The organism is Amycolatopsis sp. NPDC045836, from assembly GCF_056431745.1.
In genome coordinates, this window is sequence record NZ_JBWKKF010000005.1 from 196,418 (window position 1) to 220,117 (window position 23,700).

The following is a 23,700-nucleotide window of genomic DNA, read 5'->3' on the forward strand; positions in this document are numbered from 1 at the left end:
CCCACTGCTGCGGGAGATCTGGGAGCACCGGACCGCTCCGCCGCCATCCGGCTCCTCGCCCGCGCCTGACCCCGGGGTTCGACGTCAGGCGCGGATGGGGGAACCGGCTTCGTGGAGGTGGCGCAGGGCTTGGGCGTAGGAGTCGATCAGGCCGGTTTCGTGGTACGGGACCCCGATTTCGGCGCAGTAGTCGCGCACGATCGGCTGCGCGCGCCGCAGGTGCGGGGTCGGCATGCTCGGGAACAGGTGGTGCTCGATCTGGTAGTTCAACCCGCCCATGGCGGTGTCGACGAACCAGCCACCACGCACGTTGCGTGAGGTGAGCACCTGCCGCCGCAGGAAGTCGGGGCGGTCGTTCCCGGTCAGGGTGGGCATGCCCTTGTGGTTCGGCGCGAAGATCGATCCCATGTAGACACCCCAGAGCCCCTGGTGCACGGCGATGAACACGAGGGCCTTGACCGGGGAGAGCACCAGGAACACCGCGCCGAGGTACAGGGCGAAGTGGGCGAAGAGCAGGCCCGCCTCCAGGCCACGCCGCCTGAGCCCCGGCTTCAGCACCGCCCGGATGCCCGACCAGTGCAGGTTCAGCCCCTCCAGCGTGAGCAGCGGGAAGAACAGGTGGGCCTGGTACCGCCCGATGAACCGCGGGATGCCCTTGGCCGCCCGCGCCTGGTCCTTCGACCAGACCAGCACGTCCGGGTCCACGTCCGGGTCGAGTTCCTCGTGGTTCGGGTTCGCGTGGTGCCGGGTGTGCTTGTCCATCCACCACCCGTAGCTCATGCCGATGCCGAGGTTGCCCGCCAGCCGCCCGGCGACCTCGCTCGGCCGCCGCGTGCGGAAGACCTGGCGGTGCGCGAGGTCGTGCGAGAGCAACGCGATCTGGCCGAACAACACGGCCAGCAGCACGGCGGCGAGCAGCGTCGCCCACGAATCGCCGAGCAGGGCGAACAGGGTCCAGGTCGCGGCGGACAACGCGGTCACCACGCCGATCCGCAGCGCGTAGTAGCCGGGGCGCCGGTCCAGCAGGCCGGCCTGGTTGATCCGCCGCGACAGCCGGGCGAAATCGCTGCCGGTCTCCGTGGCTCGGGTGAGGGGCTGTGTGGTCACGCGTCGAGTCTGCTGATCGCCGCCCCGGGCCGGTAGCCGGTCCGCACCCCGGCCGGGGGTAGGGCTGGCCCCACCCGCCGCAGGTGTTCCCGCGGCGGCCCGAAGAGCTCGCCGCTGCCGTGCGCGCGCTTGAAGTACCGGTGCGCCGGGTGCTCCCAGGTGATGCCGATACCACCGTGCAACTGGATCATCTCCGCGGCGACCGCGCTGAACGCCTCCGAGCAGTGCACCTTCGCCACCGGCGCCAGCGAGAGGTCGGCGGCGGCTGCCTCCACGCACGACCGCGAGGTTTCCACCAGCACGTACAGGTCGGCGAGCCGGTGCTTGATCGCCTGGAAGCTCCCGATCGCCCGGCCGAACTGCCGCCGCTGCTTCGTGTACTCGAGCGTGATCTCGAACGCCCGCGCCATCGCCCCGGTCTGCTCGGCCGCCAGCAGCACGCACGCCTGGTCGAACAACGCCGGATCGAGCTCACCGAGGCGGTCGGCGTGCGCCTGGTGGAGTTCCACGGTCGCCAGCCGGCGGGTCTCGTCCATGGTGGGGGAGGGCACGCGCCGGACGCCCGGCTGGTCGGTCGGCACCGCGTACAACGCGTCGGCCACCACGAGCAGCAGCTCGGCCGAGTCGCCGTCGAGCACGTACCGGTCACAACCGTCCACCACGGACCCCGACGCGGTGAAGCCCGACCAAGCAATGGTGCCGGTGGTCAGCGGACGCGCCAGTGCCAGTGCGGCGATGGACGTCGAGAGGAACGGCAGCGGCGAGAGCACCCGGCCGAACTCCGACGCGACCACGGCCAGCTCGGGCAGACCGGCACCCAGGCCGCCGTGCTCCTCCGGCACGGCCAGCGCGGCGACCCCGATCTGCTCGCACAGCACTTCCCAGGACGCCCCGCGGGACAACGCGGTGCGCACCGAATCACGCAGGGCGCCGAGTTCCTCCGCCGTGCTCACGCCAGCACCCGGCCGCGGTGGAAGGCGGGCGTGCCCCACACCCCGGCCAGCGCCCGCACCTTCGTCAGCCGCAGGCCGAGGTCGTGTTCGGCGGTGTAGCCGATCGCGCCGTGCACCTGGAGCCCGGTCCGCGCGGCCAGCGAGGCGGCCTGACCAGCGGCGACCTTGGCCGCCGAGACATCTCGGGCCGCGGTGGTCAGCGCGGCGGCGTGCAGCAGCGGCCGCGCCAGTTCCAGCGCGGTGGCGGTGTCCGCCAGCAGGTGCTTGATCGCCTGGTAGCTCCCGATCTCCCGGCCGTACTGCTTGCGCTGCTTCGCATACGCCACCGACGTGTCCAGCAGCCACTGCCCGGCGCCGAGCAGCTGCGCCGCCGTGGCCAGCGCACCGTGCTCGAAGGCGAGCGGCACGGCGTCACCGAGGCGTGCGCCGGGCTCCGGCTTGAACAACCGGCGCGCCCGGTCGACCGAACGCAGTCGTTCCCCGGGCTCGAACCCGTGCACGCCGTCGGGCGTGAGCAGGAGGCGGACGTCGGCGACATCGGCGTCCAGCCCATGCGGCACGTGTGGTGGCAGCACCACCGATGCCAGCCGCCCGCCGGCTTCGATCGCCAGCGCGGGCAGCACGGCCGCCGTCTCGACCCACGGCCCCGGCACCGCGTGGTACCCGAGCCGTTCGACCGCGACCACGAGATCGACCAGCGAGCCGCCGGAGTCCAGCAGGCCGGTCAGCCCCAGTGAGCCGAGGCCGTGCCACAGCTTCATGCCCGGCCCGAGGTCGTCCGCCGCCCAGGCGCGGGCAGCGGCAGCGCAGTCCGATCTGGACAGGTAGCCGTCGACGGCGGCGGCGAAATCGGCCTGCTCGGCGGACAACGCGAACTTCATCGATCACCTCGCGGCAGGCCGAGCAGCCGCTCGGCGACGATGTTGCGCTGGATCTGGTCGGTTCCGCCGTAGATGGGCCCGGCCAGGGAGAACAGCCAGCCATCCGGCCAGTCCCCGGCCACCTCGGCCGACGGCCCCAGCAGGTCCAGCGCGGTCTCGTGCATCGACACGTCCAACTGCGACCAGAAGAGCTTGTTCACACTGGATTCCGGCCCCAGCGCGGCGCCCTCGGCGAGCCGGGTGGCGGTGCCGAACGTGTGGAGCTGGTAGGCACGGGCGCCGATCCAGGCGTCGGCGACCCGATCGGCCATTGCCGGGTCACGCGTTTCGGACCACAACCGGACCAGGCGCTCGGCCGTGGCCAGGAACCGGCCGGGGCTGCGCAGCGACAGCCCGCGTTCGTTGTTCGCCGTGGTCATCGCCACGCGCCAGCCCTCGCCGGGTTCACCGATCACGTCCTCCTCCGGCACGAAGACCTCGTCGAAGAACAGCTCCGCGAAGCCCGGCTCACCGTCGAGCTGGGCGATCGGCCGCACCCGCACACCATCGGCCCGCAGGTCGACCATGAAGTAGGTGAGCCCGCGGTGCCGGACGGCCGACGGGTCGCTGCGGAACAACCCGAACGCCTTGTCCGCGAAGGCGGCGCGGGAGCTCCACGTCTTCTGCCCGGACAGCAGCCAGCCGCCGGTGGTGCGCGTGGCGGTGCTGCGCAGGGCCGCGATGTCGCTGCCGGCCTCGGGTTCCGACCACGCCTGCGCCCAGACCTCCTCGGCACGCGCCATCTTCGGCAGGACGCGGGCGCGCTGCCCGGGGGTGCCGTGGGAGAACAACGTGGGCGCGAGCATGAACAGGCCGTTCTGGTTGACCCGGCCGGGAGCGCCCGCCGCGTAGTACTCCTCCTCGAAGACCAGCCAGTCCAGGAGGGACACGTCACGGCCGCCGAACTCCACCGGCCAGGAGACCGCGGACAGCCGCGCGTCAGCGAGTTCGGCTTCCCATTCCCGGTGCAGCGCGAAACCTTCGGCCGTGTCGAAGGACGGCAGCGTCACGACGTGCTCGGCCAGCCAGTCACGCACCTCGGTGCGGAACGCCAGCGTCGATTCGGGCAGGTCCAGGTCCATCAGGACTGCCCCGCGTCCCGCATCGAGCGGGCGTCCTGACCGCCGAGCGAGTCACCCCCGGCGACCTCGGCGTTGTGCGCGTGCGCGAAGTGGTGCAGGCCGAACACGGAGTCCATGCCCGCGCGCAGGCCCATCAGGTCCTCCGCCTGGTTCACCGCCTTCTTGGCCAGCGCCAGGCCGAACGCGGGCATGGCGGCGATCTTCCCGGCGAGCGCCAGCGTCTCCGCTTCCAGGTCCTCGCGGGGCACGACCCGGTTCAGCATGCCCCATTCCTTCGCCTGCACGGCGGTGAACCGTTCGCCGGTGAACAGCACCTCCTTGGCCGCACGCGGTCCGAGCACCCACGGGTGGGCGAAGTACTCGACCCCCGGGATGCCCATGCGCACCACGGGATCGGCGAAGAACGCGTCCTCCGAGGCCACGATCAGGTCGCACGACCAGGCCAGCATCAGCCCACCGGCGATGCAGGCCCCCTGCACGCTGGCGATCATCGGCTTCGGGATCTCCCGCCAGCGGCGGCACATGCCCAGGTAGACCTCTGATTCGCGGGCGAACCGCCGGTCGCCGCCGGACCGGGTGGTGTGGTCCCACCACAGCACCGAACGGCGGTCGAAGGAGGTGTCCGCGTCGCGGCCCGGTGAGCCGATGTCGTGCCCGGCCGAGAAGTGCTCGCCCGCCCCGGCGAGCACGACCACCTTGACCGAATCGTCGTCCACCGCCCGGGAGAAGGCGTCGTCCAGCGCGTAGGTCATCGCCGAGTTCTGCGCGTTCCGGTAGCCGGGGCGGTCCATCGTCACCACGGCGACCGCGTCGTGTTGCTCGTACCGCACCGTCATGGGGTCTCCCGGAGTTCGCGTTTGAGTACTTTCCCGGATGCGTTGCGCGGCAGTGCTCCGACGAAGACCACCCGCCGCGGCCGCTTGTAGTTGGCCAGGTTCGCCTCGCAGTGCTGTATAACGTCCTCTTCGGACAGTCCATGGCCGACGACGTACGCCGCGCCGACCTCACCGAGGCGCTCGTCCGGCACGCCGATCACCGCCGATTCGGTCACCCCGGGCAAGCGCGCGAGCGCCTGTTCCACCTCGGCGGGGTAGACGTTGAAGCCGCCGCAGATGTACACGTCCTTGATGCGGTCGGTGATCCGCAGGTAGCCGCGTTCGTCGAGCGCACCGGCGTCCCCGGTGTGCAGCCAGCCGTCGGCGTCGATGGCCTCGGCGGTGGCCGCCGGGTCGTCGAGGTAGCCGAGCATGGTGTTCGGGCCGCGCAGCAGCACTTCGCCGGAACCGGCGATCCGCACCTCGAACCCGGCCGCCGCGGTGCCGCAGGTGGTGGCCACGGTGACCGGGTCGTCGCCGGGGCGGCACATCGTGGCCACCACGGCTTCGGTCAGCCCGTAGGCGGTGAGCACGGTGCCGAAGCCCAGGTCGGTGCGCATGCGCTCGATCAGCGGCACCGGCACGGTGGCCGCGCCGGTCACCGCGAGCCGCAGGGACGACAGGTCGTGCGACGGCCGGTCCGGGTGGTCCAGCAGCACCTGGAAGACCGTCGGCGCGCCGGGCAGCACGGTGATCCGCTCGGTTTCGACCAACCGCATCGTGCGGACGGGGTCGAAGGTGGCCTGCGGCACGATCGTGCTGCCCCGCAGCACCGCCGCGAGCAGACCGGCCTTGTAGCCGAAGGTGTGGAAGAACGGGTTGAGCACCAGGTAGCGGTCGTCCGGGGTGAGCCCGGCGCGCTCGGCCCAGGCCGCGGCCACACCGAGCGACCGGCGGTGGCTGGTCATCGCGCCCTTGCTGCGGCCGGTGGTGCCCGAGGTGAACAGGATGTCGGCGAGGTCGTCCGGCCCGACCGGCCGGTCGAACGCCGTGGAGGTGGTTTCGGTCCAGTCGGCCGGCACCCGCAGGACCACCTCCGGCCGGGCGTCACCGATCTCGGCCAGCCGGTCGCGGTCGAGGAAGTCGTCGGTGACCACCAGCGCCTTCGCCGCCCCGCGGGTGATCACGTCACGCATCTCCGGGCCGGTGAACCGGGTGTTGATCGGGATGAGCACCGCCCCGGCGGTCAGCGCGCCCAGCGCCGCGATCACCCAGTGGTGCGTGTTGGGCGCGCACAACGCCACCCGGTCACCGGGGCGGACCCCGCGCTCGGCGAACCACGCCGCCCGGCCGAGCACCTGCTCGTGCAACCGCGTCCAGTCGAGTCGCACCTCGCCGTCCACGAGCGCTTCACCACGGGGCAGCCGGGCGGCCGTGGCGGCCAGTGCGGCGGGAATCGTGTCCGGACGGTTCAAGGTCTTCGCTCCCTAGCAAGTGCTTGGTAGGGTAGCAGCGTGACCGAGTTCCGGGAACGGGTGCGCGACTGGCTGGCCGAGAACCTGGCCGGTGAGTTCGCCGCGGTGCGCGGGCTCGGCGGTCCCGGCCGCGAGCACGAGGCGTTCGAGCAGCGGCTGGCCTGGGAACGGCGGCTCGCCGCCGGCGGCTGGACCTGCCTCGGCTGGCCGCGGGAGCACGGCGGCCGCGGCGCCACCCTGGACGAGCAGGTGATCTTCCACGAGGAGTACGCCAGGGCGAACGCGCCGGCGAAGGTCGGGCACCTCGGCGAGCAGCTGCTCGGGCCGACGCTGATCGAGTTCGGCACCCCGGCGCAGCAGCGGAGGTTCCTGCCCGGGATCGCCGCCGTCGAGGAACTCTGGTGCCAGGGTTACTCCGAGCCGGGAGCCGGGTCGGACCTGGCCGCGGTGTCGACCACCGCCGTGCTCGACGGGGACGAATGGGTGCTGCACGGGCAGAAGGTGTGGACCTCGCTGGCGCAGCAGGCCGGCTGGTGCTTCGTGCTGGCCCGCACCGAACCGGGTTCGAAGCGCCACAGGGGACTGTCCTACCTGCTGGTGCCGATGCGGCAGCCGGGTGTCGAGGTCCGGCCGATCGTGCAGCTGACCGGCACCTCGGAGTTCAACGAGGTGTTCTTCGACGGTGCCCGCACCGCCCGTGACCTGGTGGTCGGCGAGCCGGGTGACGGCTGGCGGGTCGCGATGGCCACGCTCGGCTTCGAACGCGGGGTCGCCACACTCGGGCAGCAGGTCGGCTTCCGGCGTGAGCTGCGGGCGCTGACGGAGCTGGCCGAGCGCAACGGTTCGGCGGAGGACCCGTACGTCGCCGAACGGCTGGCGCGTGCCAGGGTCGGCCTCGAAGTGATGAACGCGCACGCCCGGCGCACGCTCGGCGACAGCTCGCCGGGGGTGCCCGAAGTGGCCAAACTGGTCTGGGCGAACTGGCACCGCTCGCTCGGGGAGCTGGCGATGCTGGTGCGCGGCCGGGAATCCGTGCTCGCCGGCGAACTGGACGAGTGGCAGCGGCTCTACCTGTTCACCCGCGCCGACACCATCTACGGCGGCTCCAACGAGGTCCAGCGCAACGTGATCGCCGAGCGGGTGCTCGGCCTGCCCAGGGAGGCCCGTCCTTGATCCCCGTGCCGAACTACCCGGAAGGCCGTGACCTGCTGCGGGACAAGGTGGTGGTGATCACCGCCGCGGCGGGCACCGGGATCGGGTCCGCGGTGGCGAAGCGCTGCCTGGCGGAGGGCGCCAGGGTGGTGCTCAGCGACCGGCACGAACGCAGGCTGGCCGAGAAGGCGGCGGAACTCGGGGTGCCGGCGATCCCGTGCGACGTCACCGACGGCTCGCAGGTCCAGGCCCTGATCGACGGGGCGGTCGCGCACCACGGCCGGATCGACGTGCTGATCAACAACGCCGGGCTCGGCGGCAGCAAGTCCATTCTGGACATGACGGACGACGAGTGGTCGGCGGTGCTGGAGGTGACGCTGCACAGCACCTTCCGGGTGACCAGGGCCGCGCTGCGGCGGTTCGTCGAGCAGGGCGGCGGGGGAGCGGTGGTGAACAACGCCTCGGTGCTCGGCTGGCGGGCCCAGGCGGGGCAGGCGCACTACGCCGCGGCGAAGGCCGGGGTGATGGCGCTGACCCGGTGCGCCGCGGTCGACGTCGCCGCGCACGGCATCCGGGTCAACGCGGTGGCGCCGAGCCTGGCCATGCACCCGTTCCTGGCCAAGGTGACCAGCGAGGAGACGCTGGCCGAGCTGACCGCGCGGGAGGTTTCCGGCAGGGCGGCCGAACCGTGGGAGGTGGCGAATGTGATGGTGTTCCTCGCCAGTGACTACGCCTCGTACCTGACCGGCGAGGTGGTCTCCGTTTCCAGCCAGCACGCGTGAGGGAAGCCGATGAGCAAGCCAGGACCGAACTCCGGCCGCCGGGCCGAACTGCTGGGCATCGCCGCCGGGTTGTTCGCCGAGCGCGGGTTCGTCTCCACCACCGTGCGCGACATCGCCGACGCCGCGGGCATCCTCTCCGGCAGCCTGTACCACCACTTCGACTCCAAGGAGCAGATCGCCGACGAGATCCTCACCGGCTTCCTCGACGAGCTGTTCGGCACCTACACCGAGATCGTCGAATCCCGGCTGGGGCCGCGCAAGACGCTGGAAGCGGTGGTGGCGGCGTCGTTCGACGCCATCCACCGGCACCCGGCGGAGGTGGAGATCTACCAGAACGAGGCCAAGCACCTGGCCAAGTTCCCGCGCTTCGCCTACCTCGGCACGCGCAACGCCGAGTTCCGCGAGCTGTGGCACGACCTGCTCGCCGAGGGCATCAGCACCGGTGAGTTCCGCGCCGACCTGGACATCGAACTGGTCTACCGGTTCGTCCGCGACACCGTCTGGGTGGCCGTGCGGTGGTACAACCCCGAGGGCACGCTGTCCGCGGCCGACGTGGCCGCGCAGTACCTCGGCATCCTGCTCGACGGCATCGCGACGAAGCGGCGCCGCGTGAAGAAGGAGACGTGATGGCCGAGGCCTACGTGCTCGACGCCGTGCGCACCCCGGTGGGCAGGCGGGGTGGTGCGCTGAGCACCGTGCACCCCGCCGATCTCGCCGCTCACGTGATCGAGGCGGTGGTCGGGCGCGCCGGGGTGGAGCCGTCGCTGGTCGACGACGTGATCCTCGGCTGCACGGACACGCTCGGGCCGCAGGCGGGCAACATCGCCAGGACGGCGTGGCTGGCGGCGGGGTTCCCGCACCACGTGCCGGGGGTCACCGTGGACCGGCAGTGCGGGTCCAGCCAGCAGGCGGTGCACTTCGCCGCGCAGGCGGTGCTCAGCGGCACGATGGACCTGGTGCTGGCGGGCGGGGTGCAGAACATGAGCCAGATCCCGATCAGCGCGGCCGTGCTGGCCGGGCGGGAGCACGGGTTCGAGGACCCGTTCTCCGGGTCGAAGGGCTGGCAGGAACGCTACGGCGCCGCGGCGGTCTCGCAGTTCCACGCGGCGGAGATGATCGCTTCGCACTGGGGTTTCCCGCGCGCGCAGCTGGAGGAGTACGCGTTCACCAGCCACCAGCGGGCGCTCGCCGCCATCGACTCGGGCCGGTTCGACGCCGAACTCGTGCCGTTCGGCGACTTCCGCCGGGACGAGGGACCGCGGCGGGACACCTCGCTGGAGCGGATGGCCTCGCTGAAGCCGCTGAGCCCGGGTTCGGAGCTGACCGCCGCCGTGGCGAGCCAGATCTCGGACGGCGCTTCCGCGACGCTGATCGCTTCCGCGGCTTTTGTGCAGGAGCACGGTCTCCGGCCGCGGGCACGCATCCACCACCTGTCCGTGCGCGCCGCGGACCCGGTGTGGATGCTGACGGGTCCCATCCCGGCGACCGCGCACGCCCTGCGCCGCACGGGGCTGTCCATCGGCGACATCGACCTGTTCGAGGTGAACGAGGCTTTCGCCAGCGTCGTCCTGGCGTGGCTGGACGAAACGGGCGCCGACCCGGCCCGGGTCAACGTCAACGGCGGCGGCATCGCCCTGGGTCACCCGATCGGCGCCACCGGCACGAAGCTGTTCGCCACCCTGCTCCACGAACTGGACCGGCGGGAAGCCCGGTACGGCCTGCAAACCATGTGCGAAGGCGGCGGAACGGCGAACGTGACCATCATCGAACGCCTGTGACCCGGCGGCTCTTGCCGAGCCTCCTCCTGGCTCGAGTGGTGGGTCGCGGCTGATCGATTGGAGCCATGGCTCCGACGCGGCGAGTTGATCTAGCCTCATCTCATGGGTGAGCACAAGGAGCGCATGTTGCGCGGCGAGTTGTACCGTGACAACGATCCCGAGCTGGTCGCCGAGCGGTATCGGGCGCAGCGCTTGTGCACCGAGTTCAACGCGACCGAGCCGGAGGCCGGGCAACGCAGGGAAGAGTTGCTCCGCGAACTGCTCGGCGAGTTCGGCGAGGGCTCCTGGATCATGCCCCGCTTCCAGTGCGACTACGGCTACCTGATCGAAATCGGCGCCAACTCGTTCCTCAACTACGACGCGATCCTCCTGGACTGCGCTCCCATCCGCATCGGGGACGACGTGTCGATCGGGCCCAGGGCGCAACTGCTGACCGCCCTGCACCCGATGGAGGACCACGAGGCCCGCCGTCAGCGGTGGGAGAGCGCGGCGCCCATCACCATCGGCGACAACGTCTGGTTCGGCGGCGGGGTGACCGTCTGCGCCGGGGTGACCGTGGGGGACGACACCGTGGTGGGGGCGGGCAGTGTGGTGACCAGGGACCTGCCGGGCAAGGTGTTCGCCGCGGGCAACCCGGCGAGGGTCATCCGGTCGCTGTGAGCTCGGCGAGCAGCTCCCGCAGGGCGGCTTCGAAGGCCCTCGGGTTGCGTTGCGGGGCCAGGTGCGCGCCGGGGACCTCGGCGAACGGCTGGCCCAGTTCCAGCGCGAGCGTTTTCGCCGGCCGGTAGTGGTAGTAGCCCCGGCTCTCGCGGCCCGCGATCGGGGTGATCTCCACCCGCGACCGCCGCAGCGCCACCAGATCGGGTTCGTAGCCGTAGAACTGCCGGATCTCCCTGGTGAACAGGAAGTTCCACTCGTCCTCGTTCGGCAGGCGGACCATCTTCAGCTCCGGCAGCCCCGCCCCGGCGAGCGAGCCGACGAACTGGGTGAACGCGCCGATCAGGTCCCCCTTCTCGCACGCGGTGACCTGCGCCTCGGCGAACTCCATCCACTCGCAGGCGTCCGGCAGCAGGCTGATCAGCGGTGGTTCGTGGGCGATCAGCCCGGTCAGCACCTCCGGGTGCCGCGCGGCCAGGTCCAGCCCGATCAACGCCCCCGCGCTGGTGCCGAACACGGTCACCCGGCCGAGCCCGGCGTGCTCGGCCACCGCCCGCGCGTCGTCGGCCTGCAGGCTCACCGGGATCGGGCCGGTGGTGCGGTCGGTGCTGCGGAAGTGCCCGCGCCGGTCGTAGGTCAGCACGGTGTAGTCGCTGCTCAGCCGCTTGGCCAGGGCCCGGTAGCTCTCCCCGGAACCCAGCCCGCCGGCGATCATCAGCAGCGGCGGGCCCTCGCCGGTGGACTCGACCTGCAGCTCACCGTCGACGACCGGGCAACGCTGGGAGATCATGCCCCGAAGTCAAGCACACCAACCCCGGCCGAGACGCCGAAGGATCCGCTCCGCGTCGCCCACGATCTGCTCGATCAGCGCGGCCACCGGCGGCAGGTCCTCGAGCAGGCCAACCACCTGCCCGGACGCCAGCACACCCGCCTCGGGGTCGCCGCCGACCAGCCCGGCGCGCAGCAGCATCGGGGTGTTCGCCGCCATCAGCACCTGCGCCCAGTCACGATCGCCGCCGCGCTTCATCGCGACGCCCTCACGCAGCATGGACCGCCAGCTCAGCCCGGTGATCCGGCGGAACCGCGCGGCGTTGGCCACGGCCCTGGCGAAGCCGGTGAGCCGCCCGGACCGCTCCAGCGCGTCGACCAGCCCGGTGCGCAGCACGCGGTGCGGCAGGCCGTCGACCTTGCGGGTCACCACGGTGTCCCCGAGGCCGCGCGCCAGGTACGCGTGCTTGACCGCGTCCGGCACGGTGCTCTCGCGGGTGAGCAGGAACCGGGTGCCCATCGCCACCCCGGCCGCGCCGTAGGCCAGCGCGGCGGCCAGGCCCCGCCCGTCGAAGAAGCCGCCCGCCGCCACCACCGGGATGTCCACCGCGTCCAGCACCGACGGCAGCAGCAGCGTGGTGGCCACCCCGCCGGTGTGCCCGCCGCCCTCGCCGCCCTGCACGATGACCGCGTCGGCACCCCAGTTCGCCACCTTCTCGGCGTGCCGCGCGGCCCCGACGGACGGGATGACCACCACGCCGTGGTCCTTGAGCTTGGCGATCATGTCCGGCTCGGGGGCCAGCGCGAACGAGGCGACCTTGACGCCTTCGGCGATGAGCAGGTCGACCCGGGCCCCCGCGTCCCCGGTGTCGGCCCGCAAGTTGACGCCGAACGGCGCCGCCGTGCGCAGCTTGGTTTCCTTGAGCGCGGTGGCGAGTTCCTCGTAGGTCATCGTCGCCGACGCGAGGATGCCGAGCCCGCCGCCCTCGGCGGTGGCGGACACCAGCCGCGGCCCGGCCACCCAGCCCATCCCGGTCTGGACCACCGGGTGCCGGACCCCGGTCAGCTCGGTCAGCGCGGTCCTCACGACGGCACCTCGCGGTCCCGGCGGCCCTTCGGGTCCACGACCTCCCGGAGCAGCCGCAGCTCCTCGCCGGTCGGTTCCCTGGTCTCGGTGACGCCCTCGGTGTGCAGCTCGAACGAGGTGTTCGCGCAGACCTCGTCGACCGAGACACCGGGGTGCGTGGACACCAGCCGCATGCTGCGGCCCGGCCCGCCGAAGTCGAGCACGGCCAGGTTGGTGACCACGCGGTGCACGTCGTGGAACGGGAAACCCCTGGCCCGCTGGTAACCGACGCCGGACACCACGTCCACTTCGGCCACGAACACCCGCTTGCCGTGCCGGGGCACCCAGTAGCTGGTGCGGTGGTTGACCGTGTTCCCCGGCCCGCCGCGCACGCCGAGCAGCTGCTTGACCGGGCGGGCGTGCTCGCCGATCGCTGAGATGTTCTGGTCGCCGTAGCGGCTGACCTGGTTCGCGCCCATCACCACGTGGCGTTTCCCGTGCGGCACCACGGTGTCGAGCACCCTGCGGAACGGCTGCCAGCCCTCGACCACGCCCTCGGCGTCGACCAGGTACGCCTCGCCGTTGCTCAGCAGCAGGTCGGGTTCGAAGGTGAGCCGGGCCAGCCGCGCGCCGATCGACGGCAGCAGGCCCATCGGGCTGACCAGGATTTCGCCGTCACCGCGGAACAACTCCGCGCAGGCGACCGCGGCCACCTCGGCTCGGGTGGCGCTCATGCGGTCTCCTCGGTGAACTTCGCGACCTCGTCCTGGTACCGCTGCTCGTCGCCGCTGAGGAAGCGGTCGGCGAACGCGGGCCACCGGTCCGGGTCCCTGGCGGATTCGGCGTAGTGGCGCTGGAACCGTTCGTCCCGGCCGTAGTCGGGCGCGGCCGTGGTGAAGTGCGCGCCACGCGGGGTTTCCGCCACGCCGTCGACCGCACTCCGGTTCAGCAGCAGGCTTTGCACCGGTCCGCCCGCCAGCAGTTCGGCGGTGCCGACGATCTTCTCGACGCTGACGAAGGTGCGTGCGGCGGCCAAGGCGAACAGCTCGTCGAAGTACGGATCCGGGCCGAGGTACTGGGCGTTGCCGCGGGCGTCGGCGCGGTTCAGGTGGATCAGCGCCGCGTCCAGCTCCAACGCCGGCACGGCGAGCAGTTCCTCACCGTCCTCGTACGGCGAGCGGATGGTGTGCAGGTGCGGATTGACGTCCAGCACCGCCGAGCCCAGTCCGGCCCGCGTCGGCAGGAACGGAAGTCGTTGTGCGGCAGCGGAAAGCGCGGTGCCGAGCGCACCCTCGTCGTACTCGGTGACCTCGATCGCGCCCCGTTCGCGCACCCGGCCGAACCAGGGGTCGAACGGGATCGAGTCGAGCGTGACAAAACCGAACACCAGCCGCCGGATCTTGCCCGCCGACGCCAGCAGGCCCACGTCCGGACCGCCGTAGGAAACCACGGTCAGGTCCTTGACCGGCGACCGCAGCAGCGCGCGGACCAGCGCCATCGGCTTGCGCCGGGACCCCCAGCCGCCGATGCCGACGGTCATCCCGTCCCGCAGTTCGGCGACGATCTCGTCCGGGGTCGTTCGCTTATCCGGCATTCTTCCCCCTGTCCAGGAACTGCTGCCGGGCTTCGTCCGAAACGCCCGCGAGGTTCAGTTCGAAGGTGAAGCCCTGTTCGAAGCGGTAGCTGCGGTGCACGTGCTGCGGGTCGATCCCGTTGAGCGCCTGCTTCGCCGCGCGGATCACCCGCGTGTCCTTGGCCGCGATCGTGCGGGCCAGCGCCAGCGCGGACTCGTCCAGTTCCTGCCGCGGCACCACGGAGTAGACCGACCCGTGGTGGTGGAGCTGGTGCGCGTCGATGGTGCTCGCGGTGAAGTACAGCGTGCGCATCAGGTGCTGGGGCACCAGCCTGGCCAGGTGCGTGGCCGCGCCGAGCGCGCCGCGGTCCACTTCGGGCAGGCCGAAACTGGCGTCCTCACTGGCGATCACCACATCGGCGTTGCCGACGAGGCCGATGCCGCCGCCGAGGCAGAAGCCCTGCACGGCGGCGATCACCGGCACCGCGCAGTCGTAGACCGCGGCGAACGCCGCCGCGCAGCCCTGGTTGGCGCCGATCAGCGCGGTGTACCCGGAATCGGCCTGGATCTCCTTGATGTCGACCCCGGCGTTGAAGCCCCGGCCTTCGGCGCGGAGCACCACGACGTGGCAGCTGCCGTCGGCCCCGGCGGCGCGGACGGCGCCCGCGAGGTCGAACCAGCCCCGCACGGGCAGGGCGTTGACCGGGGGTGCGTTCACCGTGACCACGGCGATGCCCGGCTCTGGACGTTCGGTGGTGATGGGCATGTGGGCCTCTCGCCAAACCTAGCACTTGCTTGGTACGTTAGCAGGGCAGCCGTCGGAAGGGCAGGCCATGACCACCTGGGAACTCGGCCTCGGCGGTGCCGTCGTGCTGGTCACCGGTGGTGCGCGAGGGGTCGGCGCCGGGATCACCGCGGCCTTCACCGAGGTCGGCGCCCGCGTGGTGGTCTGCGGGCGGAAGGCACCGGATGCCTTGCCGGGCGCGGATTTCCTGCCGTGCGACGTGTGTGAACCGGAGCAGGTCGAACGGCTCGTCGAGCGGATCACCGAGCGGTACGGGCGGCTCGACGTGGTGGTCAACAACGCCGGTGGGGCACCGTACGCCGAGGCCGCGCGGGCGTCGCCGCGGTTCCACGAGAAGGTGGTCGCGCTGAACCTGCTGGCGCCGCTGACCGTCGCGCGGTGCGCGAATTCGGTGATGCGGCAGCAGGACTCCGGCGGGGTGATCGTCAACGTCGGCAGCGTGAGCGGTGGCCGGGCGTCCCCCGGCACGGCTTCCTACGGCGCCGCCAAGGCCGGGCTGGCGAACCTCACCGCCAGCCTCGCGGTGGAATGGGCGCCGAAGGTCCGGGTGGTGGCGATCGCGGCGGGCCTGGTGCGCACCGAACAGGCCCACCTGCACTACGGCGACGAGGCTGGGGTCGCGGCGGCGGGCCGCACGGTGCCGCTGGGACGGCTCGCGGAACCGGCGGAAATCGGTTCGTGCGCGGTTTTCCTCGCCTCGTCGAAGGCCGCCTACATCAGCGGGACCACGCTGACCGTGCACGGCGGGGGCGAGGTACCGGCGTTCCTGGCGGCGAGCAACGCACAATCCGAGGAGCGGGCATGATCGTGGACGGCCGGGTGGTCGTGGTGACCGGAGCGGGCCGGGGCATCGGCCGCGCGCACGCGCTGGCGTTCGCGGCGGAGGGCGCTTCGGTCGTGGTGAACGACGCCGGGGTGGCCGCCGACGGCAGCGGCCCCTCGGACGGGCCCGCCGCGCAGGTGGTCGCCGAGATCGAGGCGCTGGGCGGGCAGGCCGTCGCGAACACCGGCGACGTGGCCGACTGGGCGGGTGCGAAACGGCTCATCGGCACCGCGCTGGAGCGGTTCGGCCGGTTGGACGTGCTGGTCAACAACGCCGGCTTCGTGCGGGACCGGATGCTGGTCACGCTCGGCGAACAGGAGTGGGACGCGGTCGTCCGGGTGCACCTCAAGGGCCACTTCGCGCCGCTGCACCACGCCGCGGTGCACTGGCGGGCCGAGGCCAAGGCCGGCCGGACGCCGTCGGCGCGGGTGATCAACACCAGTTCCGGTGCGGGCCTGCTCGGCAGCGTCGGGCAGGGCAACTACTCCGCCGCCAAGGCGGGCATCGCCGGGCTGACCGTGGTGGCGGCGGCCGAACTGGCCCGGTACGGCGTCACGGTGAACGCGATCGCCCCGGCCGCGCGGACGCGGATGACCGAGGAGGTGTTCGCCGAGATGATGGCGGCGGGCGACGGGTTCGACGCGATGGCGCCGGAGAACGTCTCCCCGCTGGTGGTCTGGCTGGGCAGCGCGGAGTCGGCCGGGGTGACCGGCCGGGTGTTCGAAGTGGACGGTGGGCGGGTGTCGGTGGCCACCGGCTGGCGGCACGGCCCGCAACGCGACAAGGGCGCCCGCTGGGAGCCGGCCGAGCTGGGCCCGGTGGTGGCCGAACTGCTGGCCGAGGCCCCCGAACCGGAGCCGGTCTACGGCGCCTGAGAAACCATGACAGGTTCTGTCGGGGTTCGGGCCGATGCTGGGCGCATGAGGAGTTCCTGGAAGCAGTTCGAAGCGGAGGCACCCGAACTCGCGAAGCGGGTGCACGCGCGGTTCACCGCGGAGAAGTCGCACGTCCTGGCCACGCTCCGGCGGGACGGCTCACCGCGGGTGAACGGCACCGAGGTCGATTTCCGTGACGGCGAGCTGATGCTCGGTTCGATGCTGGACGCGGTGAAGGCCCGCGACCTGCGGCGGGACGGCCGGTGCGCCATCCACGCCCACCCCGGCGACCCGGAAGCGGGCGGGGACGCGAAGGTCTCGGGCGTGGCGGAGGAGGTGCCGGCCGGGGAGAACACGCACCTGTTCCGCCTGTCCCTGACCGACGCGTCGATGACCTGGGTGGAGGGCAACACGCTGAAGGTGGAGACGTGGTGGCCGGGCCGCCCGCGCGTCCGCTTCGAACGCCCGGAGAACGGCCCCGCCATCCGGTACGAGCTCTAGATCCGTTCCAGGATGGTCGCGGTGGACATGGCGCCGCCGGCGCACATGGTGATCAGGGCGGTGGCGGCGTCCCGGCGTTCCAGTTCGTGCAGGGCGCTGGTCAGCAGGCGGGCGCCGGTGCTGCCGACGGGGTGGCCGAGGGCGATCGCGCCACCGTTGACGTTGACGCGGTCCGGGTCCGGCTGGTGCACCTGCTGCCAGGACAGCACCACCGCCGCGAAAGCCTCGTTGACCTCGAAGATGTCCGGGTCGCCGATGGACATCCCGGCCCGTTCCAGCACCCGCGTGGTGGCCTGGACCGGGCCGTCGAGGTGGTAGTACGGTTCCGCGCCGACCAGTGCCTGCGCCCGGATGCGCGCCCGCGGCGCCAGGCCCAGCGCCCTGGCCACGGCGGCGTCCACGATCAGCAGGGCGGCGGCGCCGTCGGAGATCTGGGACGAGTTGCCCGCGGTGTGCACACCGCCGTCGAGCACCGGCTTCAGCCCGGCGAGCGCCTCGGCGGTGGTGTCCCGCAGGCCCTCGTCCCTGGTGACCAGTTCGCCGGCCTCGACCGGCACCACTTCCCGCTCGAACCGGCCCTCCGCCCACGCGGCGGCGGCCTTGCGCTGGGAGTCGGCGCCGAACCGGTCGACGTCCCGGCGGGTGATGCCCCGGCGGACGGCGATGCGCTCGGCCGCACCGAACTGGTTGGGCAGGTCGATCGCCCACGAATCGGGTTTCGGCCTGCCCACGCCGGTGCCGGCGTTCGCGCCGAGCGGCACCCGGGACATCGACTCCACCCCGCAGGCGACCCCGGCCGAGATCGCTCCGGCCGCGACCAGCCCGGCGACCAGGTGCGCCGCCTGCTGCGCCGAACCGCACTGCGCGTCGATCGTGGTGGCCCCGCAACCCCGCGGCAGCCCGGCGTGCAGCCAGGCCGTGCGCGTGACGTTCCCGGCTTGCTCACCCGCCTGGGTGACCGCACCGCCGATCACCTGCTCGACCAGGTCCGGGTCCAGCCCGGCGCGGTCGAGCACGGCCTGCTGCGCCACGCCGAGCAGTTCGGCCGCGTGCAGCCCGGACAGCCGGCCGCGCCGCCTGCCGATCGGGGTGCGCGCGGCCGCCACGATCACCGGTTCCGGCATGGGCCGCTCCTTCGCTCGATACCGTCAAACTAGAACGCGTTCTCATTCAAGGCAAGCTGAAGCCCGCGGAACCGCGGCTCGGCCGTCGGCCGTTCGGGGAGTTCAGTCCGCAAGTTAACGGGTTTCACCAGTAGCCCTTCACTCGGCGGAGCAGCTGTGCTTCAATCGCGAAATAGAACGCGTTTCACCGCCGAGTTCGCGCTGGAGGCTACCGTGGCCGCTCCCGGGATCCCCGCTGGTTTCGACTTCACGGATCCGGATCTCTACGCCGAGAGAGTGCCGTTGGAGGAGTTCGCCGCGCTGCGCCGGACCGCGCCGGTCTGGTGGAACGCGCAGCCGCACAACCTGGCGGGCTTCTCCGACGACGGCTACTGGGTGGTGAGCCGGCTGGAGGACGTGAAAACGGTCTCCCGCAACGACAAGGTCTTCTCGTCACGGGAGAAGACCGCGATCATCCGCTTCGACGAGTCGATGACCCAGGAGACCATCGAGGCGAACCGCCTGGTGCTGCTGAACATGGACGCCCCGCAGCACACCAAGCTCCGGCGCATCGTGCAGAAGGGCTTCACCCCGCGGTCGATCGCGAAGCTGGAGGACGCGCTGCGCGACCGCGCCCAGCGGATCGTGGCCGAGGCGAAGAAGAAGGGCTCCGGCGACTTCGTCACCGACGTGGCCTGCGAACTGCCGCTGCAGGCCATCGCCGAGCTGATCGGCATCCCGCAGCAGGACCGGCTGAAGATCTTCGACTGGTCCAACCAGATGATCGCCTACGACGACCCCGAGTACGAGATCGAGCCGGTGGCCGCCTCCGCCGAGCTGATCGGCTACGCCTGGAACATGGCCGAGGAGCGCCGCAGGTGCCCGATGGACGACATCGTCACCAAACTGATCGACGCCGACGTCGACGGTGAGGCGCTGGCGTCGGACGAGTTCGGCTTCTTCGTGCTGCTGCTGGCCGTGGCGGGCAACGAAACCACGCGCAACGCCATCACGCACGGGATGAAGGCGTTCATCGACCACCCCGGCCAGTGGGAGATCTTCCGCGAGCAGCGGCCGGACACCGCCCCGGACGAGATCGTGCGCTGGGCGACGCCGGTGACCGCGTTCCAGCGGACCGCGATGGAGGACACCGAACTCGGCGGCCAGCAGATCCGCAAGGGCGACCGCGTCGGGCTGTTCTACGGCTCGGCGAACTTCGACCCGGACGCGTTCGAGCACCCGGAGCGCTTCGACATCCTGCGCCAGGACAACCCGCACGTCGGCTTCGGCGGCACCGGCGCCCACTACTGCATCGGGGCGAACCTGGCCCGGCTGGAGATCGACCTGATCTTCAAGGCGATCGCCGACGAGATGCCGGGCATCCGCGAGCTCTCACCGCCGGCGCGGTTGCGCTCGGGCTGGCTGAACGCGATCAAGCACTACGAGGTCGCCTACGGCTGACCGCGCTTGGTCAGCCGGAAGGCGAGGAACGCGGGGATCTTGCTCAGCTGGGCGTAGGCGTCGGGGTAGTGCTGCGCCATCTGCTCGGCCGGCCGCGGTTCCACCAGTTCGTCGATGACAAAACCGGCCGCGGAGAACTCCGCGCAGACCGCGGACAGGGGCTGGCGCCAGAAGCTCACGCGCCAGCCCTTCGTCCAGGTCTCGGTGACCAGCTCGGTCTCGAAGTAGTCGCCGCCGTTGCGCAGCCAGTCCGCGCTGGGGTGGCCGGTGGAGACCAGCAGCCTGCCGTGCGGGGCGAGCACGCGGTGCAGTTCGCGCAACGCGGGCACCCGGTCGTCCAGGTGGTGGATGGCCAGCGCGAGCAGCGCCACGTCGAAGGTGCCGCTGGGCAGCCAGTCGAACGGGTCGTGCAGGTCGTGCACGCGGAACTCCGCCTCCGGCACCCTGGCCGCGGCCAGCTCCACCATGCGCGGGCTCTGGTCCATGCCGACCACCTCGGCCCCGCGGGCGACGAGTTCCCTGGCGTAGAGGCCGGGCCCGCACGCCGCGTCCAGCACCTTGGCCCCGCTGACCTCCCCCAGCAGGCCCAGCATGGCGGGCCGGTCGTAGAGCGCGTTGAACGCGCCGTGCTCGGCGTGCTCGGCGAACTCGTCCGCGAACTCCTCGTACTGCGGCACCCGGCCGATCCTGTCGCGCTGCTCGCTCACGCTCGCAGATTAGTCACCCGGCTTGGCCGAACCCACCACCCACATGGAGAAATATTGCGAGCCGCCGCCGTAGGCGTGGCCGAGGGCGATCCGCGCGCCGTCGACCTGGTGGTCCCCGGCCCGGCCCAGCACCTGCCTGGCGGCCTCGGCGAAGCGCAGCATGCCCGACGCCCCGATGGGATTGGACGAAAGCACCCCACCGGACGGGTTCACCGGCAACCGCCCGCCGATCGCGGTCTCCCCGGCCTCGGTCAGCTTCCAGCCCTCGCCCGCCTCGGCGAAGCCCAGGTTCTCCAGCCACATCGGCTCGAACCAGGAGAACGGCACGTAGATCTCCGCGGCGTCCACTTCGGACAGCGGATCGGTGATCCCGGCGTCGCGCCACAACGCCGCCGCCGCGTCCCGCCCGGCCCGGGGGCTGACCTGGTCGCGGCCGGCGAAGGTGGTCGGCTCGGTGCGCATGGCGGTGGCGTGGATCCAGGCGGCCCCGCCGGGCACCGCGTCACCGGCGGCCTCGTCGCCGATGACCATCGCGCAGGCCCCGTCGGAGGACGGGCAGGTCTCGTCGTAGCGGATCGGGTCCCAGAGCACCTTCGACGCCCGCACCGACTCCACGGTGATGTCCGGCTGCCGCAGGTGCGCGTGCGGGTTCAGCGCGCCGTTGCGGCGGTCCTTCACCGCCACGATGGCGCCGACCTCCTCGGGGGCGCCCGAACGCCGGATGTAGGAGCGCACGTGCGGCGCGAAGTACCCGCCCGCCCCGGCCCCCACCGGCATCTGGAACGGCGGCACGATCGACAGCCCCCACATGGCGTTGGATTCGGACTGCTTCTCGAAGGCCACGGTGAGCACCCGCCGGTGCACCCCGGCCTGCACCAGGCTGGCCGCCACCAGTGCGGTGGACCCGCCGACCGAACCGGCGGTGTGCACGCGCAGCAGCGGCTTCCCATTCGCCCCCAGCGCATCGGCCAGGAACAGCTCGGGCATCATCACGCCCTCGAACAGGTCGGGGGCCTTGCCGAGCACCACCGCGTCGATGTCGTCCCAGCCGACGCCGGCGTCGGCCATCGCGCGGTCGATCGCCTCACGCAGCAGGCCCGGCATGGACACGTCGGTGCGCTTGGCGCGGTGGTGCGTCTGCCCGGTGCCGAGCACCGCGGCCGGCCTCTTGCCCATCAGTCCCGCCTTTCCAGCACGGCGACCAGGTTCTGCTGCAACGCGGGCCCGCTGGTGGCGTGCGCGAGCGCCCGCCGGGCGGTGCCGGAGAGGATGCGCTTGGCCGCTTCGCCGATCCGGGCCAGCCCGGCGGCGAACATCGGGTTCCCGGTGAGCACCCCGCCGGAGGGATTGATCCGGACGCCGGCGCCCAGGCCGAGTTCGGTGCGGAGGATCAGTTCCTGGTGGGTGAACGGCGCGTGCAGTTCGGCCACCTCCACCCCGTCGGTGCCCGCCGCCGCCCCGGCCGCCGCGGTGCTGGGGGAGCGGGTCAGGTCGCGGGCGCCGAGCACCGGCGAATCCACCCGGTGCTCGATCCCGCTGATCACGGCCGGTCGTTCGACCAGGTCACGGGCGCGGTCCTCGGCGGCCAGCACCACCACCGCGGCCCCGTCGGTGACCGGCGCGATGTCGTGGCGCCGCAGCGGGTCGGCCACCATCGGCCCGTCCAGCAGTTCGGCCACCCCCGCCGAGCCGGAGAACTGGGCGAACGGGTTGCCCGCCGCGTCGGCCCGGCTGCGCACGGCGACCTCGGCCAGGTCCGCCTCGGACCACAGCCCGGCCTCGATCCCGGCTCTGGCCTGCAAGGCGGCGATGCTGATCGAGTCCGGCCACAGCGGCGCGGTGAAGTACGGGTCGAGCTGGAGGGCGAGCACCCGGCGCAGCTGCCCGGCCGAGGACTTGCCGAAGCCGTAGACCAGCGCGGTGTCCACCTCGCCCATTCTGACCTTCACCCAGGCCTCGTAGAACGCCCACGCCGCGTCCATCTCCACGTGCGATTCGTGGATCGGTGGGAAGGCGCCGATCGCGTCCACCGCGGCGATGAACGAGAAGGCGCGGCCCGCCAGGTAGTCCGAGGAACCGGAGCACCAGAACCCGATGTCCTGTTTGGACAAACCGGTTTGCTGGTAGGCCTCGGCGAGCAGCGGCACCAGCATCTCCACCCCGTTGGTGGTGCCCGGCGTTTCGGCCACGTTCGGCGCCTGGGCGAAGCCGATCACGGCGACATCTGGCATGTGCGCGTCCCTACAGGTGGTGGGCGAAGGATTCGTACGGCGCGTCCGGTTCCCCGGTCGGCTCGAAGTGCGCGATGTTCTCCAGCGAGGTGGTCCACTCCTCGCGCGGCCGCCAGGACGCCCGCACCCGCATGCCCATCCGCACGTCGGCGGCGTCGCAGCCGAGGATCAGGTGCAGGAAGGCGATGTCGGCGCCGTCGATCAGCACGTAGGCGGTGACGTACGGCGGTTTGATGCGCTGGCCGAGGAACGGCACGTTCACCACGCAGAAGGTGGTGATGATGCCGGTGTCGGGCAGTTCCACCTCGTCGGTGGTCGGCACGCCGTCGGTCGGGCAGGCACCACGCGGGGGCAGGTAGACCTTGCGGCACACCGGGCAGCGCTGGCCGAGCAGCCTGCCCTCGGCGAGCCCGCGCAGGTAGCGGCTTTCCTCGGGGGAGGCCGAGTGCCGGTACTCCAGGTGCACGGGGGTGATCACCACGGCGACCGGGTCGCCTTCCTCGCGCTCGGCGACCGGCGGCGGCGGCGAAGTCGGCCCGGCGTCGGGTTCCCCGGCTCCGACGGGCCGGAAGTAGGCGATGTCGCGGATGTGCCCGACCGTCTCGTCCGCCCAGCGGACCTTCACCCGCATCCCGGTGCGCATGTGCTCCGGGCCGGGCACGTCCACGGCGTGCAGCATCGCGGTGCCGGCACCGTCGAGCTGGACCAGCGCCCAGGCGAACGGGCGGGTCAGCGGCTGGCCGTCCAGCGGTTCGGCCATCCAGGTCCACGACCTCACCGTGCCCTCGTCGCCGACTTCGACGAACTCGGACAGCGCTTCGGCCGTGTGCGGGTCGTACTCGACCGGCGGCACGTGGACCCGGCCGTCGCTGCCCCGGACGCCTTCGATCCGGTGCGCCGCGAGGCCGTTGACGAACCGGCCGAGCACCGGGCCGACCGAACGGGTGTAGTCGAACCCGATGTTCATCGGGGCCGACAGCGGGGCTTCGCTCAGGCTCACGAGCAGAAGTGAAACACGTTCTCGAAAACTCGGCAACGGGGCACTTGCCCGCAAGTGGAACAGGTT

The 23,700-nt window shown here is 71.9% G+C and carries 25 protein-coding genes; 9 read left to right on the top strand and 16 right to left on the bottom strand.

Annotated elements, in window-relative coordinates; translation table 11 throughout:
• Nucleotides 1-84: 84 nt before the first annotated feature.
• Genes AC07EG_RS10645 through AC07EG_RS10670 form a run of 6 tightly spaced genes read right to left on the bottom strand, consistent with a single transcriptional unit; the run spans nt 85 to nt 6,352 of the window.
• Nucleotides 85-1,107: a fatty acid desaturase family protein gene (locus AC07EG_RS10645; protein WP_478252802.1), complete on the bottom strand. Its 1,023-nt coding sequence runs from the start codon at nt 1,105-1,107 to the stop codon at nt 85-87.
• Nucleotides 1,104-2,060: an acyl-CoA dehydrogenase family protein gene (locus AC07EG_RS10650; RefSeq protein WP_478252803.1), complete on the bottom strand. Its 957-nt coding sequence runs from the start codon at nt 2,058-2,060 to the stop codon at nt 1,104-1,106. The genes AC07EG_RS10645 and AC07EG_RS10650 overlap by 4 nt, the downstream gene beginning before the upstream one ends.
• The gene (locus AC07EG_RS10655; protein ID WP_478252804.1) at nt 2,057-2,941 is read right to left on the bottom strand and encodes an acyl-CoA dehydrogenase family protein; all 885 of its coding nucleotides are present in this window, start codon (nt 2,939-2,941) and stop codon (nt 2,057-2,059) included. The genes AC07EG_RS10650 and AC07EG_RS10655 overlap by 4 nt, the downstream gene beginning before the upstream one ends.
• Nucleotides 2,938-4,062, bottom strand: a complete 1,125-nt coding sequence (locus AC07EG_RS10660) for an acyl-CoA dehydrogenase family protein (protein WP_478252805.1) — start codon at nt 4,060-4,062, stop codon at nt 2,938-2,940. Before AC07EG_RS10660 ends, AC07EG_RS10655 begins: the two co-directional genes overlap by 4 nt.
• Complete coding sequence (locus tag AC07EG_RS10665; protein WP_478252806.1) at nt 4,062-4,898, bottom strand: enoyl-CoA hydratase; 837 nt, start codon at nt 4,896-4,898, stop codon at nt 4,062-4,064. Before AC07EG_RS10665 ends, AC07EG_RS10660 begins: the two co-directional genes overlap by 1 nt.
• Nucleotides 4,895-6,352 carry a FadD3 family acyl-CoA ligase gene (locus tag AC07EG_RS10670; protein WP_478252807.1) on the bottom strand — a complete coding sequence of 486 codons (1,458 nt, stop codon included), beginning with the start codon at nt 6,350-6,352 and terminating at the stop codon, nt 4,895-4,897. The genes AC07EG_RS10665 and AC07EG_RS10670 overlap by 4 nt, the downstream gene beginning before the upstream one ends.
• Nucleotides 6,353-6,391: 39 nt before the next feature.
• On the opposite strand from AC07EG_RS10670, the gene AC07EG_RS10675 reads away from it, so the two are divergent.
• From AC07EG_RS10675 to AC07EG_RS10695, 5 genes are all read left to right on the top strand, one after another.
• Nucleotides 6,392-7,525, top strand: a complete 1,134-nt coding sequence (locus AC07EG_RS10675) for an acyl-CoA dehydrogenase family protein (RefSeq protein ID WP_478252808.1) — start codon at nt 6,392-6,394, stop codon at nt 7,523-7,525.
• Complete coding sequence (locus AC07EG_RS10680) at nt 7,522-8,286, top strand: SDR family oxidoreductase (protein ID WP_478252809.1); 765 nt, start codon at nt 7,522-7,524, stop codon at nt 8,284-8,286. The genes AC07EG_RS10675 and AC07EG_RS10680 overlap by 4 nt, the downstream gene beginning before the upstream one ends.
• A 9-nt stretch (nt 8,287-8,295) precedes the next feature.
• The gene (locus AC07EG_RS10685) at nt 8,296-8,913 is read left to right on the top strand and encodes a TetR/AcrR family transcriptional regulator (protein WP_478252810.1); all 618 of its coding nucleotides are present in this window, start codon (nt 8,296-8,298) and stop codon (nt 8,911-8,913) included.
• Nucleotides 8,913-10,064, top strand: a complete 1,152-nt coding sequence (locus AC07EG_RS10690) for an acetyl-CoA C-acetyltransferase (protein WP_478252811.1) — start codon at nt 8,913-8,915, stop codon at nt 10,062-10,064. The genes AC07EG_RS10685 and AC07EG_RS10690 overlap by 1 nt, the downstream gene beginning before the upstream one ends.
• A 102-nt stretch (nt 10,065-10,166) precedes the next feature.
• Nucleotides 10,167-10,724: a sugar O-acetyltransferase gene (locus AC07EG_RS10695; protein ID WP_478252812.1), complete on the top strand. Its 558-nt coding sequence runs from the start codon at nt 10,167-10,169 to the stop codon at nt 10,722-10,724.
• On the opposite strand, the gene AC07EG_RS10700 is transcribed toward AC07EG_RS10695, so the two are convergent.
• The 5 genes from AC07EG_RS10700 to AC07EG_RS10720 are packed head-to-tail and all read right to left on the bottom strand — an operon-like array spanning nt 10,708 to nt 14,894.
• Entirely contained in the window at nt 10,708-11,511 is an 804-nt protein-coding gene (locus AC07EG_RS10700) for an alpha/beta fold hydrolase (RefSeq protein ID WP_478252813.1), read from the bottom strand. The genes AC07EG_RS10695 and AC07EG_RS10700 overlap by 17 nt on opposite strands.
• Before the next feature lie 9 nt (nt 11,512-11,520).
• Nucleotides 11,521-12,576 carry an NAD(P)H-dependent flavin oxidoreductase gene (locus tag AC07EG_RS10705; protein WP_478252814.1) on the bottom strand — a complete coding sequence of 352 codons (1,056 nt, stop codon included), beginning with the start codon at nt 12,574-12,576 and terminating at the stop codon, nt 11,521-11,523.
• Entirely contained in the window at nt 12,573-13,289 is a 717-nt protein-coding gene (locus AC07EG_RS10710; protein WP_478252815.1) for a CoA-transferase subunit beta, read from the bottom strand. The genes AC07EG_RS10705 and AC07EG_RS10710 overlap by 4 nt, the downstream gene beginning before the upstream one ends.
• Entirely contained in the window at nt 13,286-14,149 is an 864-nt protein-coding gene (locus AC07EG_RS10715) for a CoA transferase subunit A (RefSeq protein ID WP_478252816.1), read from the bottom strand. The genes AC07EG_RS10710 and AC07EG_RS10715 overlap by 4 nt, the downstream gene beginning before the upstream one ends.
• On the bottom strand, nt 14,139-14,894 hold the full coding sequence (locus AC07EG_RS10720) for an enoyl-CoA hydratase family protein (protein WP_478252817.1): 756 nt from the start codon (nt 14,892-14,894) through the stop codon (nt 14,139-14,141). Before AC07EG_RS10720 ends, AC07EG_RS10715 begins: the two co-directional genes overlap by 11 nt.
• A gap of 67 nt (nt 14,895-14,961) precedes the next feature.
• On the opposite strand from AC07EG_RS10720, the gene AC07EG_RS10725 reads away from it, so the two are divergent.
• The 3 genes from AC07EG_RS10725 to AC07EG_RS10735 are packed head-to-tail and all read left to right on the top strand — an operon-like array spanning nt 14,962 to nt 17,132.
• Nucleotides 14,962-15,738, top strand: coding sequence for an SDR family oxidoreductase (locus tag AC07EG_RS10725; protein WP_478252818.1), 777 nt, complete (start codon nt 14,962-14,964; stop codon nt 15,736-15,738).
• Nucleotides 15,735-16,631: an SDR family oxidoreductase gene (locus AC07EG_RS10730; protein ID WP_478252819.1), complete on the top strand. Its 897-nt coding sequence runs from the start codon at nt 15,735-15,737 to the stop codon at nt 16,629-16,631. The genes AC07EG_RS10725 and AC07EG_RS10730 overlap by 4 nt, the downstream gene beginning before the upstream one ends.
• A 45-nt stretch (nt 16,632-16,676) precedes the next feature.
• Nucleotides 16,677-17,132: a pyridoxamine 5'-phosphate oxidase family protein gene (locus tag AC07EG_RS10735; RefSeq protein WP_478252820.1), complete on the top strand. Its 456-nt coding sequence runs from the start codon at nt 16,677-16,679 to the stop codon at nt 17,130-17,132.
• On the opposite strand, the gene AC07EG_RS10740 is transcribed toward AC07EG_RS10735, so the two are convergent.
• Nucleotides 17,129-18,256: a steroid 3-ketoacyl-CoA thiolase gene (locus AC07EG_RS10740; RefSeq protein WP_478252821.1), complete on the bottom strand. Its 1,128-nt coding sequence runs from the start codon at nt 18,254-18,256 to the stop codon at nt 17,129-17,131. The genes AC07EG_RS10735 and AC07EG_RS10740 overlap by 4 nt on opposite strands.
• A 213-nt stretch (nt 18,257-18,469) precedes the next feature.
• Between AC07EG_RS10740 and AC07EG_RS10745 the strand changes: the two genes are divergently transcribed.
• The gene (locus AC07EG_RS10745; RefSeq protein ID WP_478252822.1) at nt 18,470-19,696 is read left to right on the top strand and encodes a cytochrome P450; all 1,227 of its coding nucleotides are present in this window, start codon (nt 18,470-18,472) and stop codon (nt 19,694-19,696) included.
• Here the strand turns inward: AC07EG_RS10745 and AC07EG_RS10750 are convergent.
• From AC07EG_RS10750 to AC07EG_RS10765, 4 genes are read right to left on the bottom strand one after another with little or no spacing between them, the layout of a single operon-like run.
• A complete protein-coding gene (locus AC07EG_RS10750; protein WP_478252823.1) occupies nt 19,687-20,403 on the bottom strand; it encodes a class I SAM-dependent methyltransferase in 717 nt (238 codons plus the stop codon). The two genes, AC07EG_RS10745 and AC07EG_RS10750, sit on opposite strands and share 10 nt — an antisense overlap.
• Nucleotides 20,404-20,412: 9 nt before the next feature.
• A complete protein-coding gene (locus AC07EG_RS10755) occupies nt 20,413-21,579 on the bottom strand; it encodes a thiolase domain-containing protein (RefSeq protein ID WP_478252824.1) in 1,167 nt (388 codons plus the stop codon).
• Entirely contained in the window at nt 21,579-22,634 is a 1,056-nt protein-coding gene (locus tag AC07EG_RS10760) for a thiolase domain-containing protein (RefSeq protein ID WP_478252825.1), read from the bottom strand. Before AC07EG_RS10760 ends, AC07EG_RS10755 begins: the two co-directional genes overlap by 1 nt.
• 10 nt (nt 22,635-22,644) lie before the next feature.
• Nucleotides 22,645-23,601, bottom strand: a complete 957-nt coding sequence (locus AC07EG_RS10765) for a Zn-ribbon domain-containing OB-fold protein (protein WP_478253084.1) — start codon at nt 23,599-23,601, stop codon at nt 22,645-22,647.
• Nucleotides 23,602-23,700 lie beyond the last annotated feature (99 nt).

Coding starts and splice junctions, on each gene's coding strand:
- AC07EG_RS10655 (WP_478252804.1), bottom strand. CDS start 2,941: ATGAAGTTCGCGTTGTCCGCCGAGCAGGCCGATTTCGCCGCCGCCGTC.
- AC07EG_RS10660 (WP_478252805.1), bottom strand. CDS start 4,062: ATGGACCTGGACCTGCCCGAATCGACGCTGGCGTTCCGCACCGAGGTG.
- AC07EG_RS10665 (WP_478252806.1), bottom strand. CDS start 4,898: ATGACGGTGCGGTACGAGCAACACGACGCGGTCGCCGTGGTGACGATG.
- AC07EG_RS10685 (WP_478252810.1), top strand. CDS start 8,296: ATGAGCAAGCCAGGACCGAACTCCGGCCGCCGGGCCGAACTGCTGGGC.
- AC07EG_RS10690 (WP_478252811.1), top strand. CDS start 8,913: ATGGCCGAGGCCTACGTGCTCGACGCCGTGCGCACCCCGGTGGGCAGG.
- AC07EG_RS10695 (WP_478252812.1), top strand. CDS start 10,167: ATGGGTGAGCACAAGGAGCGCATGTTGCGCGGCGAGTTGTACCGTGAC.
- AC07EG_RS10700 (WP_478252813.1), bottom strand. CDS start 11,511: ATGATCTCCCAGCGTTGCCCGGTCGTCGACGGTGAGCTGCAGGTCGAG.
- AC07EG_RS10710 (WP_478252815.1), bottom strand. CDS start 13,289: ATGAGCGCCACCCGAGCCGAGGTGGCCGCGGTCGCCTGCGCGGAGTTG.
- AC07EG_RS10715 (WP_478252816.1), bottom strand. CDS start 14,149: ATGCCGGATAAGCGAACGACCCCGGACGAGATCGTCGCCGAACTGCGG.
- AC07EG_RS10720 (WP_478252817.1), bottom strand. CDS start 14,894: ATGCCCATCACCACCGAACGTCCAGAGCCGGGCATCGCCGTGGTCACG.
- AC07EG_RS10725 (WP_478252818.1), top strand. CDS start 14,962: ATGACCACCTGGGAACTCGGCCTCGGCGGTGCCGTCGTGCTGGTCACC.
- AC07EG_RS10730 (WP_478252819.1), top strand. CDS start 15,735: ATGATCGTGGACGGCCGGGTGGTCGTGGTGACCGGAGCGGGCCGGGGC.
- AC07EG_RS10735 (WP_478252820.1), top strand. CDS start 16,677: ATGAGGAGTTCCTGGAAGCAGTTCGAAGCGGAGGCACCCGAACTCGCG.
- AC07EG_RS10740 (WP_478252821.1), bottom strand. CDS start 18,256: ATGCCGGAACCGGTGATCGTGGCGGCCGCGCGCACCCCGATCGGCAGG.
- AC07EG_RS10755 (WP_478252824.1), bottom strand. CDS start 21,579: ATGGGCAAGAGGCCGGCCGCGGTGCTCGGCACCGGGCAGACGCACCAC.
- AC07EG_RS10760 (WP_478252825.1), bottom strand. CDS start 22,634: ATGCCAGATGTCGCCGTGATCGGCTTCGCCCAGGCGCCGAACGTGGCC.
- AC07EG_RS10765 (WP_478253084.1), bottom strand. CDS start 23,601: ATGAACATCGGGTTCGACTACACCCGTTCGGTCGGCCCGGTGCTCGGC.